At 51.0% G+C, this 14349-nt stretch carries 12 protein-coding genes; 6 read left to right on the forward strand and 6 right to left on the reverse strand.

Going from position 1 to position 14349, the window contains the following annotated elements:
- Nucleotides 1-301 precede the first annotated feature (301 nt).
- From ACO0LC_RS28635 to ACO0LC_RS28645, 3 genes are all read left to right on the forward strand, one after another.
- Entirely contained in the window at nucleotides 302-952 is a 651-nt protein-coding gene (locus ACO0LC_RS28635; protein ID WP_423009578.1) for a DsbA family protein, read from the forward strand.
- Complete coding sequence (locus tag ACO0LC_RS28640) at nucleotides 949-1872, forward strand: aldo/keto reductase (RefSeq protein ID WP_423009580.1); 924 nt, start codon at nucleotides 949-951, stop codon at nucleotides 1870-1872. The genes ACO0LC_RS28635 and ACO0LC_RS28640 overlap by 4 nt, the downstream gene beginning before the upstream one ends.
- A gap of 257 nt (nucleotides 1873-2129) precedes the next feature.
- Nucleotides 2130-4496: a putative bifunctional diguanylate cyclase/phosphodiesterase gene (locus ACO0LC_RS28645; RefSeq protein WP_423009582.1), complete on the forward strand. Its 2367-nt coding sequence runs from the start codon at nucleotides 2130-2132 to the stop codon at nucleotides 4494-4496.
- A gap of 124 nt (nucleotides 4497-4620) precedes the next feature.
- Here the strand turns inward: ACO0LC_RS28645 and ACO0LC_RS28650 are convergent, their stop codons facing one another.
- Both ACO0LC_RS28650 and ACO0LC_RS28655 read right to left on the reverse strand, forming a co-directional pair.
- On the reverse strand, nucleotides 4621-5508 hold the full coding sequence (locus ACO0LC_RS28650) for a LysR substrate-binding domain-containing protein (RefSeq protein ID WP_423009584.1): 888 nt from the start codon (nucleotides 5506-5508) through the stop codon (nucleotides 4621-4623).
- 188 nt (nucleotides 5509-5696) lie between these two features.
- Entirely contained in the window at nucleotides 5697-7121 is a 1425-nt protein-coding gene (locus tag ACO0LC_RS28655) for an FAD-binding oxidoreductase (RefSeq protein WP_423009586.1), read from the reverse strand.
- 106 nt (nucleotides 7122-7227) lie between these two features.
- On the opposite strand from ACO0LC_RS28655, the gene ACO0LC_RS28660 reads away from it, so the two are divergent.
- Together ACO0LC_RS28660 and ACO0LC_RS28665 are read left to right on the forward strand one after the other, a co-directional pair.
- Nucleotides 7228-7779 carry a cob(I)yrinic acid a,c-diamide adenosyltransferase gene (locus tag ACO0LC_RS28660; protein WP_423009588.1) on the forward strand — a complete coding sequence of 184 codons (552 nt, stop codon included), beginning with the start codon at nucleotides 7228-7230 and terminating at the stop codon, nucleotides 7777-7779.
- Between the two features lie 54 nt (nucleotides 7780-7833).
- Nucleotides 7834-9117 carry a hypothetical protein gene (locus ACO0LC_RS28665; RefSeq protein WP_423009590.1) on the forward strand — a complete coding sequence of 428 codons (1284 nt, stop codon included), beginning with the start codon at nucleotides 7834-7836 and terminating at the stop codon, nucleotides 9115-9117.
- Nucleotides 9118-9359: 242 nt separating this feature from the next.
- Here ACO0LC_RS28665 and ACO0LC_RS28670 read toward each other — a convergent pair whose 3' ends face one another.
- The 3 genes from ACO0LC_RS28670 to ACO0LC_RS28680 are packed head-to-tail and all read right to left on the reverse strand — an operon-like array spanning nucleotide 9360 to nucleotide 12025.
- Nucleotides 9360-10142 (reverse strand): 3-hydroxybutyrate dehydrogenase, encoded by a 783-nt coding sequence (locus ACO0LC_RS28670; protein WP_423009592.1) that lies wholly within the window; start codon nucleotides 10140-10142, stop codon nucleotides 9360-9362.
- A gap of 18 nt (nucleotides 10143-10160) precedes the next feature.
- Entirely contained in the window at nucleotides 10161-10910 is a 750-nt protein-coding gene (locus ACO0LC_RS28675) for an acetoacetate decarboxylase (protein WP_423009594.1), read from the reverse strand.
- A gap of 2 nt (nucleotides 10911-10912) precedes the next feature.
- Nucleotides 10913-12025 (reverse strand): patatin-like phospholipase family protein, encoded by a 1113-nt coding sequence (locus ACO0LC_RS28680; RefSeq protein ID WP_423009596.1) that lies wholly within the window; start codon nucleotides 12023-12025, stop codon nucleotides 10913-10915.
- A gap of 438 nt (nucleotides 12026-12463) precedes the next feature.
- Between ACO0LC_RS28680 and ACO0LC_RS28685 the strand changes: the two genes are divergently transcribed.
- The gene (locus ACO0LC_RS28685) at nucleotides 12464-13111 is read left to right on the forward strand and encodes a DsbA family oxidoreductase (RefSeq protein WP_423009598.1); all 648 of its coding nucleotides are present in this window, start codon (nucleotides 12464-12466) and stop codon (nucleotides 13109-13111) included.
- A 72-nt stretch (nucleotides 13112-13183) separates the two neighbouring features.
- Here ACO0LC_RS28685 and ACO0LC_RS28690 read toward each other — a convergent pair whose 3' ends face one another.
- The gene (locus tag ACO0LC_RS28690) at nucleotides 13184-13918 is read right to left on the reverse strand and encodes a glutathione peroxidase (RefSeq protein ID WP_423009600.1); all 735 of its coding nucleotides are present in this window, start codon (nucleotides 13916-13918) and stop codon (nucleotides 13184-13186) included.
- Nucleotides 13919-14349: the final 431 nt, after the last annotated feature.

A 14349-nucleotide genomic window follows, 5' to 3' on the forward strand; every position in this document is an offset into this window, starting at 1 on the left:
TAGCCTTCAATTCAGCAAAGTAAGGTGCGCTGCGCGCACCGCTGTTTCATCGATCAAGCGCGGTCTCGATCACACAACACGGACGATCAAGCAACGACGCTGGGCTCCAGCCTGCGCTGGAGCGACGATTGTTAAGCGAACTCTCTTGTAACCAGGGCGGCTGGCTGCCACCTGGCTGGCGCTCCAGCGGCGTTCTTGGATTAACAGAAGCGCTGCTCTTGGGCCGCAAAACTTCCTCACTACCCAGCCATTTCCAAGTTTCTATACAATGGCATATCCCTTTTTATTCAGAGATAAACTTATGACGCAGTTGATTTATGTGGCCGACCCCATGTGTTCCTGGTGTTATGGTTTTGGGCCGGAATTACTGGCCTTATTGGATACTTTGCCAGGTGCCAAACTGGATGTGATCATGGGTGGTTTGCGTGCCTATAACAAGCAAGTGCTGGATGAGGCAACACGCACCACTATCCTTGGACACTGGCAGCATGTTGCCGAGCGCACTGGTTTGCCTTTCAACAATGCAGCGCTGTCGCAAGCAGGGTTTATCTATGATACGGAGCCTGCTTGCCGTGCCGTGGTAACCGCACGCACCTTGACAGACGATGATACTGGCCGTGCGGCGCTGGCGGTGTTTCATGCGATACAGCATGCTTTTTATGCAGAGTGCAAGGATGTGCGTGATACAGCGGTATTGTCAGCGCTGGCGGTTGCAGCCATGAACAAGGTCGAAGGTGAAGGCAGTTTTGATGTGCACAGTTTTGCCGAGACTCTGGTTTCGCCCATGGCAATGTCAGATACCAGGGGGCATTTTGAACAAACCCAGCAATGGGGCATACGCGGTTTCCCGGCGCTTTTGCTGGTGCATAATGAAGCACTGCATATGCTGGCTTCTGGCTTTACTACACGTGATGATTTGATCGCCACTTTACAACAGGTACAACAAGCATGAGTGTTTTAACGACTAGCCCGCGCGTGCAAATCGCCCCGAATGGCCCTGAGTTTTCCCGCATCGTGCTCGGTTTGTGGCGTCTGGGCAGCTGGCAAATGACAGCACAGCAGAGAGTGACATTTCTGGAGCAGGCGCTGGCCCTGGGTGTCACCACCATAGACCAGGCTGATATCTATGGCGATTACCAGAGTGAAAGCCTGCTGGGTGAAGCCATGGCGCTGGCACCGCAGCTGCGCGATCAATTCCAGTTCGTCAGCAAATGTGGCATCAAGCTGGTGTCTGCCCAGCGGCCTGCGCACGGCGTGCAGCATTACGATACCAGTGCTGCGCATATCATCGCTTCTGCAGAGCAATCCTTGCGCGCGATGCAGATAGAACAGCTGGATTTATTGCTGATACACAGGCCAGATCCTCTCATGGATGCAGATGAAATCGCAGGCGCTTTCAGGCAATTACAAGAGAGCGGCAAGGTCAGGCATTTTGGCGTGTCCAATTTCACCAATAGTCAATTTGAATTGCTGGCGGCGCGCTTCCCGTTAGTGACAAATCAAGTGGAATTATCGATCTTCCATATGCAGCCGCTGCATGACGGTACTCTGGACCTGTGTCAGCGCTTGCGGATTGCTCCTATGATCTGGTCGGCCCTGGGTGGTGGCAGCCTGTTCCGTCCACTACATGAACAGGATGAGCGTAGTCAGCGTGTCAGCGCAGCTTTGACCCGCATTGCCAATGAGCTTGATGCCAGCCCCGCTAGCATCGCGCTTGCGTGGATTTTGCAACATCCATCACTGCCACTGGTATTGACCGGTTCTGGACGTATTGTTGCAATCCAGGAAGCTGTCAAAGCCACCTCTATCAAGCTCAGTCGGGAACAGTGGTTTGCCCTCTGGTCTGCATCTGCCGGTAAAAACGTCGATTAAGAGGCTATTCAACAAGCGGCTATTCGCAAGTAATAACTGGGTGCCTGGATCTGCCAGTGCACAGTAGACAAAGTAATAAAACAAAAACTACTGCTGAAAAGTCACAATGTTGCTATAGATAAATGCGATTTTGTGACTTTTTCCCGGTACAGGCTTATTTTCTGTTTGATGTAACAAATGTTGGTATAGTATTACTGATCTGGCCATTGAACTGGGATTGGCTTGTTTTGTGATGTAATTGCAGAAGGACAGCATTTGTGACTGTTTTTCAATTCATCCGCAGTAACTATCTGGCAAACGCATCGTCCATGGGCGAAACCCATCAGTGGCGTGAGCAAGTGTTGTCGGCTATCCTATTTTTTGTATTGACGCTTGGTGGGGCGACCGCCATTCCGAGCATTGTGCTGGCTATCAGTGAACACTTGTGGTCGGTGGTGGTGGTGGATGTTTTTGCCCTGGCCTGGGTGGCCACTATCTGGCGTTTGCCTTTCCTCAGCTACCAGCAACGTGCCTGGAATTTTTTACTCTTCCTGTATTTGCTGGGCGTCTGGTTCCTCATCAAGGTTGGTTTGACGGGCCTGATTTATCTCCTGGCCTTTCCGGTACTGACCTCTTTGCTGCTGGATATACGTTTGTCCATGCAAGCCCTGGTATTGGCTTCACTCAGCTTGCTGGTAGTAGGGTATGTTTCTGACGCGAATTTGCATGTTTACGGTTTTGATTCTCACCCTGTCATGCAACTGGTGGTAGTCACCATCAATTTCGCTTTTATTGCTGCCGTTATGTCAATTTCTTGTGGCGTGCTCCTGCAAAGACTGGATAGCTCGCTTGAGCACCAGCGCGTCATCACCGCCTCACTACAGCAAGGTCAATCATCCTTAAAGGCGACGAATGAAGAGTTGCGCCTCATCGTCGCTGCGGTGGCACGACTGAACGACATCGTCATGATCATCAAGGCCGATGTTGACAATGCAAACAAGCACCATCTGAAGATCGTTTTTGTCAATGATGCCTTTGTGCGCCAGACCGGTTTCCAGAGTGAGGCTGTGATAGACAAGTCACCGGTATTTCTACAAGGCCCGCGCACCCAGGTGGACGAGCTAGATCGCCTCAATCAAGCCCTGATTGCCTGCGAATCCGTACACATAGAATTGATTTGCTATACCCATGACGGCAGCGAATTCTGGATGGAAGCCGATGTCGTGCCGCTGGCTGATGAGCAAGGCGTATTCAGCCACTGGGTGGCTACTGGGCGTGACATCAGTGACCGTAAAAAAGCCCAGGAACACATACACAGGCTGGCCTATTTCGATGTACTGACAGGCTTGCCCAACCGTCGCCTGTTGCTGGATCGCATGAGTATTTTGCTGGCGACTGCCAGGCGCAGCAATATGATCAGTGCAGTGCTGTTCATCGATCTTGATCACTTCAAATACATCAATGATGCACGTGGTCATGCCGTGGGCGATGCCTTGCTGAACCTGGTTGCCCACAGATTGAGTGGCAGCCTGCGTGAGGTGGATACGGTGGCCCATATCGGTGGTGATGAGTTTGTCGTCCTGCTGTGCCATATCTCCAACGACGTGGTGGCGGGTGCCCATGCGGCACAAGCAGTAGCAGAAAAAATCCGTTATTCGATCTCGCAATTTTTTGATATCAATGGTCTGCAATACAGTACCACCTGCAGCATAGGCGTGACGCTGCTGCCGCGCGACAACCAGAATTCACACGACTTGTTACGCGAGGCAGATACTGCCATGTATCGCGCCAAGAGTAGCGGGCGCAATCAGATCGCCTTCTATGAAACCGGCATGCAAACCGAGGTCGAGCAAAGACTGACCATGGAGCGAGAGCTGGGTGAAGCCATCTCAGGCGGGCATTTGCACATGTACATACAGGCCCAGGTTGACAGGTTGGGCAAACCGGTAGGCGGTGAAATGCTGATGCGCTGGATACACCCTGAACGCGGCTTCATCTCGCCGGCGCTCTTCATCCCGGTAGCAGAAGAATCAGGCATGATACTGCGCCTGGGTGACTGGGTGCTGGAGCAAGGTTGCCTGGCCCAGTTGCAATTGCAGGCTGCGGGTTGGGATATACCGCTGTCAGTCAATGTCAGTCCCAAGCAATTCCGCCAGTCGGATTTTGTCAATAAGGTCAGGCGCGTATTGAAGTACACAGGGGCATCCCCCACCCGCCTGATCTTTGAAGTCACCGAAGGTTTACTCATCGATAATCTGCAAGACACCATTGCCCGCATGCTGGAACTCACTACCCTGGGCATACGTTTTTCCATCGACGATTTTGGCACTGGTTATTCCAGCCTCGCCTACCTCAAGCGCCTGCCCCTGTATGAACTCAAGATAGACAAGAGCTTCGTGCAAGACACACCAAATGATGCCAATGGCACGGCCATTGTGCAGTCGATTTTATCGATGGCATCCCACCTGGGATTAAAGGTCGTGGCAGAAGGGGTAGAAACCAAGGAACAAGCCGAATTCCTGATCGCCAATGGCTGCGCTTCCATGCAAGGCTTTTTGTTCGCCCGCCCCATGCCACTGGATAAATGGCTGTTATTGCAGCAGCAGATAGCGCAACCGGGGAAGGAAAGTAGCAGGGTGGTTTAGCGTCAACGCTGGTAGGGTGCGTCGTGCGCACCACTCATTTTCACTGCAGCATTCATTTTTAAAAAACATATGCCTGCATCAAAAAGCGGTGCGCATGGCGCACCCTCCAGGAAGTAAGTCTGTCCTAAACCTGCTGATAGGTTGCCTGCATCCACTCTATGAACAACTGCACCTCGGGCCGTATATTCGCTTGCGCCTCATGCACCAGATAATAGGCATGCGGTGGTGTCGCCAGCTGTGTATCCAGCACCCTGACCACCTCGCCTTTGCTGATCATGTCCTGGGCAAATTGCTGGCGGGTCAGGCCCAGGCCATGGCCATGCTTGACTGCTTCCAGCAACAGGCCCAGGTCATCCACCCGCAAGCCGGTAATCGGTTCTGGCCAGTCCAGGCCCGCCACTTCAAACCAAGGCTGCCATGGTTCCAGGGCTGAGCGCAAGAGTTTGGCATGGCGCAAATCTGCCGGGCTTAGTATCGGTGGCAAGGTCTTCAGGTAGGCCGGGCTGGCGACCACGAAGCTGGGTTCGATGAACAATTTCCTGGTCACCAGATTGGGGTATTCACCCGCACCAAAACGTATCTCCACATCGCTTTCTGACAAGCTCAAGTCATACAAGGGCACAAACAGATAAACTTCAATTTCTATCTCTGGATGGGCTGCCGTAAAACTGGCCAGGCGCGGCATGAACATATAACGCGCAAAGGTCGGTGGCACGGTCACCTTGACGCGCAACTGGCTTTGCGTGACCTTGTTAGGCAGCGGAAAATCCGACAAAGTGCGCAAGGCCACCCGCACCACATCCAGATAACGGCGACCAAATTCAGTCAGCGTGACGCTACGCCCTTCGCGCACAAAAACGCGTTCACATAAATGCTCTTCCAATAAACGTATGCGATGTGACAGTGCAGAAGGCGTAATACATAACTCCTCCGCCGCCACCGCAAAAGAACTATGCCGCGCCGCAGCCTCAAAAGCCGATAATGCATGTACTGGTGGTAATCGTGTTGCCATACTCTTCCTGATTTATTTTATGTAGCGTATTCGTAAGCAGTTCAAAAAATCACATGCAACTGGAATCATCATATTGAAGACACAGAGAAACTCTGCATTTCTTTATATGTTTTTCTCTGCGCCACCTCTGTGCCTCTGAGTCTCTGTGGTGAGCGGTTTTTTTTTGAAAAGCCGAATACTGTCTTGATTTATTCTTCAACTTCATCCCACGCAATAATCTTGCCTGGATTTAAAATATTCTTAGGATCAAACGCATGCTTGAGTAAACGCATCATGTGTATCGCATCTGCTCCATGTTCTTCTATCAAAAATCCCATCTTGTGTATACCCACGCCATGCTCACCCGTGCACGTACCATCCATGGCAATCGCCCGCGTCACCATGCGCTGGTTGATGGATTCTGCCACTGCAATTTCATCAGGGCTATCCGGGTCTACCAGCATCAATACATGGAAATTGCCATCACCCACATGGCCAATGATGGAATAGGTGATGCCATGGTTTTCACAATCGATCTGGGTTTCACTGATGCATTCAGCCAGGCGAGAAATCGGCACGCAGCAATCGGTGGAAATAGAACGTGAACCAGGCCGCAATTGCAGCAGTGCAAAATACGCATTATGCCGCGCAGCCCACAGGCGGCTGCGGTCTTCTGGTCTGGTCGCCCATTCAAAATCACCAGCACCATTGGCTGCTGCTATCTCTTGCACCAGCTCTGCCTGTTCCTTGACACCATGCTCAGTGCCATGGAATTCAAACAACAGCAAAGGCTTGACCGGCAAAGCCAGTTTGTCATGGGCATTGATGGCACGTACACCATTCGCATCCAGAAATTCTACCCGTGCAATCGGCACGCCCATCTGTATGGTCTGAATGACGGTATTCACCGCATCTGCATTATCCGGGAAGCTGCATACCGCAGCAGAAATGGCTTCTGGCAAAGGATAAAGCCTGACCGTCACTTCGGTGATGATGCCCAGCGTACCCTCACTGCCAACAAACACCCGCGTCAAATCGTAACCGGCAGATGATTTCTTGGCACGCGAACCCGTGCGTATGATGCGGCCATCCGCCGTCACCACCGTCAGCGCCATGACGTTTTCACGCATGGTGCCATAGCGCACCGCATTCGTGCCCGAGGCCCGCGTGGCTGCCATGCCACCCAGGCTGGCATCTGCACCCGGGTCTATGGGGAAAAACAGGCCGGTATCGCGGATCTCGGTATTCAATTGCTTGCGTGTTACGCCTGCCTGCACGGTGGCGGTCAAATCCTCGGCATGTACCGCGATCATGCTGTTCATCTGCGACAAGTCTATCGTTACACCCCCATGCAGGGCCAGGATATGGCCTTCCAGCGATGAACCGGCACCGTAGGGTATGACAGGAACCTCATGCGCATGACACAGCCTGAGGACCTCGGCCACCTCTTCCGTGCTCTGCACAAACACCACGGCTTCTGGCGGCATGGGGTCGTAGGAAGATTCATCACGCCCATGGTGCTCACGCACCGCCAGGGCGATGCTGCAACGGTCTTCCAGCAAGGCTTGCAGGGCATGCAACAAGCTGGCAGGCAAAGGCTTTCTGACACTCGCCAAAATGGCAGGATGGTTCATAATGAGGTCCGTACTGGTCGTGATGCGCTCTATTATGCTGTGTCCGGCCAAATTTTGCCGTATCCTTTCAAACTTCCTTATTTATTTTTTAATTATTTTATTAGCCATGGGTAATCGACTCTCAAAAATCGCAACACGTACCGGAGACAAAGGTACGACCGGCCTGGGTGACGGCAGCCGCATCGCCAAAGACGCCCTGCGCGTACACGCCATGGGCGACGTGGATGAACTCAACTCACACATCGGCGTCCTGCTCTGCGAAGACATGCCAGACCAGATGAAGCATGAGCTGGTTTCCATACAGCACGACCTGTTCGACATGGGCGGCGAACTCTGCATCCCCGGCTACACCATGATCACCGATACCCAGGTAGAAAGGCTCGATGCCCTGCTGGAGAAATACAATGCCGACCTGCCACCACTAAAAGACTTCATCCTGCCAGGAGGCTCCCGCGCCGCCGCCATCGCCAACGTCTGCCGCACCGTCTGCCGCCGCGCCGAACGCGCGATAGTCAGCGTAGGCAATGCCGAGACGATCAATGATGCGCCAAGACAGTATATGAACCGCTTGTCGGATTTGCTGTTTGTGTTGTCGCGGGTGTTGAATCGGTATGCTGGGGGATCAGATGTGTTGTGGGAGAAGGAACGTCAGCGTTAGTCGAAACCTTATATAGAACCGAATACTAACTGTGAATTAACGAAGGGTGGATGTATGCTCGAAGATTTACCTGATGTTCCTCCAGCGGTTTGTCTATTAGTTACTGCATATACAGAATCTAGTAATTGGACGCATTTGCGTAAAATCATAAAATCTATGATGAAGGATCTTCGAGATCAGTCAGTCGCATACGAGATTAATAGTTTTAGCAAAACACCCATTAAAGCTAGCTCATTGCAATTTGACGTCCATCTTCATGGAGGACTTGATCTTTTTGATGGGAGTGGAGCATGCGCAGATTTGGTCTGCCGCCTTCAGGCGGCAGACCGATTGATTCGGAGTATGGGATTAATTTCAGATCGTATTTGGCTAACGGATACTATTTCAGAAAAATTCATTGATTTTGGGCGTGTTACCAACGAAAAACTAAACGAAATTGTTGCAGATACGCTGGTGCTCGCTAGGCTTGCCCCGTTAATTTTTGCTGGTATCGTACGTTTTCGATCTCCATGGCGATCGACATGCGAGGATTGCACATCAAACTTTGATAATAATGTAGCGTTGATCGCTAAAGAATTAGCCAAAAAATTTTCTCGCGAGATTAAATTTTCTGACAAAAAAAACGGAAACTACACCATAGATACGGGGAATTTCTTTGAGCCATCATTGATGATGCACAATATTTTTCCTGAAGAGAGAATTCCAAATCTACGAGATTCGAGAGAGGCAATTATTTATAGCCAAGTGCGATCCGCAATGTGGGTTAGCCGAGATGCCTCGTTGTTTGGTGGTTCTATGTTTTCCAACTCTAGAATCGGAATGGCTGGAATTCTTCACCAAGAGGGAAGATTTTCAGATCGTCGGCAACTCATGATGCTGGATCGTGATAGGTCAATTCAGGTACCTTGGGTCAGTGAGCTAGATGCTATGCAAATACTGGAATTACGGCAAGAAGCGGCTGATGCATTGCCGATGTTTCGAGAAAAAATGGCAAAGGTACTCGCGATTGGGTCAGGGCAAGAAGATGATGATTTGGGTGCTTCTAATGAATTTGTTCAAGAATTGCGTGAACAAGTTGAGGAGGTGAGATCAGAGCTCAGTATAACGCAAAAAAGTTCTGCTCGTTTTTGGAAATCAACTTATGGATTATTAGGTTTCGGCATATCTGCATATGGAGTTTCAACTGACCAGTTAATTCCGGGTGTGGGAGGATTGCTGCCACTAATCAATCTGCTGATTGGCCATGTATCCGGTCATGAAAAGGATGTGCTTAAATTGACTCATAGACCAGGCTATGTGCTGGTAAAGGCACAAGACATTCTTTCGCATGCAAATTAGGTAGAATATTGCTCAACCTGCATTGCCTATCAACGCTACAATTTTTACTTTCAATATTTTCAAGAGCATTTGGTAATGCTCTTATACTAAAAACAGAGTGATCTATAGAGTCTTGTGGATCTAAGTGTCTTTGATTTTTAGTGTGGAAACGCATCAGCATCGCCTGATTTTAATTTCGCCCGAAGGTTGATAGTTGTGTACAAATCTGAACGACGGACTGATGCATTTCACAGAAAACCAACTTACTGCATATGCCACCCATGACTAACCGTGATGGATTGCCCAGTCAATGCATTCGTACCAAACGCCGCCAGGAACAGCGCAGTCTGGGCGACGTCTTGCACGGTCGTGAATTCGCCATCCACGGTTTCCTTGAGCATGACATTCTTGATGACTTCGGCTTCTGTGATGCCCAGTTCTTTTGCCTGTTCCGGGATTTGTTTATCAACCAGCGGGGTGCGGACGAAGCCGGGGCAGATGACGTTGGCGCGGATATTGTTTTTGGCGCCTTCTTTGGCAACGACTTTGGCCAGGCCGATCAAGCCATGCTTGGCGGTGACGTAAGGGGCTTTCAAAGGAGAAGCTTCGTGGGAGTGGACTGAGCCCATGTAAATCACGCTGCCGCCTTTGCCGCCAGCGATCATGGAACGCATGCAGGCACGGGTGGTCAGGAAAGCGCCGTCGAGGTGGATGGCCAGCATTTTTTTCCAGTTGTCCAGGCTCAGCTCAACGACGGGGCTGATGATTTGTATGCCGGCATTGCTGATGAGGATGTCGATATTGCCGTAGGCGGCCACGGCATCGGCCACGCCTTTATCAACTTGCGCTTCATCTGTCACGTTCATGGCCACGGCCATGGCAGTGCCACCGGATGCTTCGATTTCTTTGGCGGTGGCTTGTGCTGCTTCCAGGGCCATGTCGGCGATGACGATTTTGGCGCCTTGCTTGGCGTATTCTATGGCGATTTCTTTGCCTATGCCGCTGGCGGCACCGGTGATGAGGGCGACTTTGTTATTGAGTAACATGTGGTTTCCTTTATTTGCTTATTTCTTGATGGTGGCGAGGTAATCGTACGCAACTGTGCCATAGGGCAAAGTCAGGTCAGAAAGTATGTGTACTGCAGATAATACTTCAAGTACTGGTAAGCCAGCGATGGGGGCGAGGGCGTGCGGGTGCAAGTCCAGTGCGCCCGGGCCACCCCATGCACCCTTGACGACGACATCGGTGAGCTGGTACTGGACCAGTTCGCAGATACGTGGTGTGCCATCGACATGAGGTATGATTTTCAATAAAAAATTCGGGACTTCCATGCCTGCCTTGATGGCGGCATGATCCAGCTTGGTATGCTTGAAACCCATGGTGCCGGTAGCGATGCGGAAGTCGCTATAGTCCAGTGTACCAACCAGGGTATCTTTATGGACCCTGAGTTCAGGCTCACCCAATTTTTTCGGGAAACCCCACAGTTCACGCCCTGCCGCTATGGGTGGGTGATCGTTCAAATACATGCTGTGTACATAGGCACCATGCACACCATCGAGGGTGACCGGGATGACCTGGCCAGATTCGCAATAATGGCCAAAACCGGTCGAGTCTGGCATGTTGATGAACTCGAATTTGACCACGGGTTCCGCCAGCTTGAGAGGTGCTGGAATAATTTTTTCCAGCAACTCGGGATCAGTACGATAGGTGATGATCAGGTATTCTCTATCCGTGAAGCGGTAAGGCCCCGGTGGAAACGCAGAATTGCTGTAGGGCATGGCAAATGCATTGCGGCGAATTTCATCTTCAGTCATGTCTATTCCTGGGGTAATTCGTGAATAATAAGCCCTGCATGGGGTGGCAGGGGTTGTAGCCAGGCTTTGTGCCTGAGTGCGCGCTGGCAGTCGTGGATACCTGCTGCCCAGCGTGTCTGTACGGTGCTGGAGCTGAAATCCACGTCCTTGAAGTACTGGTCATCCGGCAAGGCTTTCATGATGAGATGAACGACATTGACGGTGTGGTCGCAACCCATGGCGACCAGATTTTTCAGGGCTTCGCTATTGCGCTTGCTTTCAGGGAGTTGCTCTGACAGTGTGCGGATGGCGCGTTGCAGGTTCTGGATTTTTTGATGTGCCTGTAATTGCTCTGTAGAGCGGCTGGCGTACTGTATGTTTTTATAGCGCGCCATGGCTTCAGATATGGAGGTGGGACGGGTTTCTGTCGGGTCCCATAAATCCACCATGAAACACAGGGCGTCGGTGTTATTGCCTTCTCTTAAGAAGATTTCCAGTGGAGAGTTTGAATATACGCCACCGTCCCAATAGGCTCGTCCATCAATTTCCACGGGTGGAAAACCCGGGGGCAAGGCACCACTTGCCATGATGTGTTCTGGCGTGATGGTTTGCTTGCTGCTATCGAACACAGCACTTTGGCCATTGTCCAGGTCGACTGCGCAAACGCTCAAGCGTATTTCGCCCTGATTCAGGTAGTCGAAATCCACATATTTTTCCAGGGTGATCTTGAGCGGCGAGGTATCGTAGAAAGCGGTCTGGTTCAAGGCGACTTTGGCATTGAGGTCCCAGGATGCACCAGGGCGGGGTTTGAAAAAACCGTCTACGCCATTCATGATCGTGCCCATGGTATTCATGGTGCTGGCGAGGCCCGCCCAGGGCATCATTGTCATTGCGGGCCAGAAACTGGCGCGGTGTGTGGCGTCCGGGGCCAGGCTGTCCCAGAAGGCACGCAATTGGCTAAGACGCTTTTCTGGTGGGTTGCCAGCGATCAGGGCGGCATTGATGGCACCGATGGATGTGCCTATGACCCAATCCAGTGGCCTGTGTTTCTCATGCAGGCATTGATAGACACCGGCCTGATAGGCACCCAGGGCACCTCCGCCCTGTAAAATTAAAACCGAACTCTGTTGCGACATACTGTCCTTTCGAGATTGAGGTTTTGCAGTCCTGTGCGTCATTGTTCAATGAAATTATCTGCACATTGAAGATTTGGCAAGGAAGACATCCTTAGATATAGCCATGCAGGTATAAAAAAAGTGGGGCCATGCCTTTTTTAGCAATTTTATATGAAAATAATAAAAAACTAATTTCAACTATGTTACAAAAAAATACGGCAAGTACAGGAAGCCTTGATCGACACCAGACCCGCAAATTGTGTCGCAGGGAAATAGTGCCTCTTGAGAATAATCTGTGACCTCGGGATTGACGACGGTATGCTGGCACGCATTGCCGGTACTTGAATTACTTGCAAGCGTGCGCATATGTGGTATCAGACTGGTGTCAGGTGTCACACCTGAGGTGCCAGATATTTGATAGCTGCAGCATAGAAGCTGGCAGCGGAAAGATAAAGAAAAATGAGCAAAGAAATCAGGATAGACTTTGTATCGGATGTGTCGTGCCCCTGGTGCATCATAGGACTTAAATCGCTGGAACAAGCCATCGCTGAGATAGGCAGTGAAGCCGCTGTGCAAGTGCATTTCCAGCCCTTTGAAATCAATCCGGCGATGGTGCCGGAAGGACAGGACATTACTGAGCATCTGGCAGAAAAATATGGGGCAACGGCTGAGCAAACTGCTAAAAACCGTGAAGCGATACGAGCACGTGGCGAAGAGCTGGGCTTTCAGTTTAATATGCCGGCGCGCAGCCGCATCTACAATACCTTTGATGCACACCGCTTGCTGCATTGGGCTGAATTGCAAGGTCGCCAGCATGCTTTGAAAGTGGCTTTGTTTGAACTGTATTTCAGCAAGGGCGAGAGCCCGGCCTCGCATGAGATACTGGTGCGGGTGGCTGGTGAAGTAGGACTGGATACGGCAGAGGCTGCACGCGTGCTGGCAACAGACGCTTATGCTGCCGAGGTGCGTGAAAAAGAGCGTTTCTACCAGCAAAATGGTATCAGCTCGGTACCGGCTATCATCATCAATGAACGCCATTTGATTTCAGGTGGTCAGCCGCCTGAAATATTTGAAGAGGCATTACGCAAGATCATGGCCGAGGCATAAGCAGTGGGTTCCATGTCACTTCCCCAGGCAGGGGAAGTGGCATGGAATATGATCCACTAAGATGATCAACTATTAAGCGCGTGCTTTAATCCATGCGCTGATGGCTGTACCATCTCCTATCAATACGCCATTGACAAACATTTGTGGGGAAGTGCCCTTGCCTGCAACGGCGGACAACAGGCGTTGACGCACATTGTCGGCCAGCGGCATTTCCAGGTAATGCACACCTGCGGCATCGAGTTCTTCTTTGGCTTTTGCACAAAATGGGCAACCGACTTTGCTGAACAGGGCAATTTGCTCAGGCTTGGCGGCATTCGGGGCGATGTAATCGAGCATGGTGTCGGCATCGGAGACCAGGAAAGGGTCGCCTGCCACGTCAGGTTCTATGAACATCTTGCTGACCACGCCGTTCTTGACCAGCATGGAATAACGCCAGGAGCGCTTGCCAAAACCCAGTGCAGATTTGTCGACCAGCATGCCCATGCCCTCGGTGAATGTGCCGTTACCGTCGGCAATCGGGCGTACGGCTGTCAAGCCCTGGTCGCGGGCCCAGGATTCCATGACGAAACCATCATTGACAGACACGCACAAAATGCTGTCTACCCCATGGGTTTTAAACTGTGGCGCCAGTTCTTCATAGCGCGGCAAATGCGTCGATGAACAGGTAGGCGTGAATGCGCCAGGCAAGGAGAAAACCACGACGGTTTTGTTATCAAACAATTCTGCACTATTGGTGCTCACCCATTGATTGTTTTCGTGGAGTTTGAAATCGACTTGGGGAACTTTATTGCCTTCGAAATTTTGCATGGTGTATCCTTTGATGGGGGGGCTGATAAATAAGCGTATGAAAATGAACCTATGAAGCGGGCTTATGCCTTGAATGCTGCTGCATACGATGAGCAGGCATAAGGCTGACAGGCGTAATGATATCCTGAAGATGCCGTGTAATTTGTAAAATTGACAGGAATATGAAGGCAAGGAATACGTCGCATAGCTTCCTCCGCTATGGGAGTAGGCCAGCTGTCCGCAAAGGCAGCTCAGGTGGGGGTATGTTTGCTGGTGATGACTGTCCGTTCAGGGTTCACTCAAAGAGTAGATTCCTGGAGTGAACTGTATTAGTTTCGATTTGATCTGACAGAAGGTCCTTGCAAAAGGAGAGATTACCCGGTTTGATAGAGGTGCGAATCTTTATAAAACCAGCACGAAAGTGCCATAGGAGTAATCTCATGAATAGTATT

Source organism: Undibacterium sp. JH2W (assembly GCF_049340425.1).
GTDB lineage: Bacteria > Pseudomonadota > Gammaproteobacteria > Burkholderiales > Burkholderiaceae_D > Undibacterium.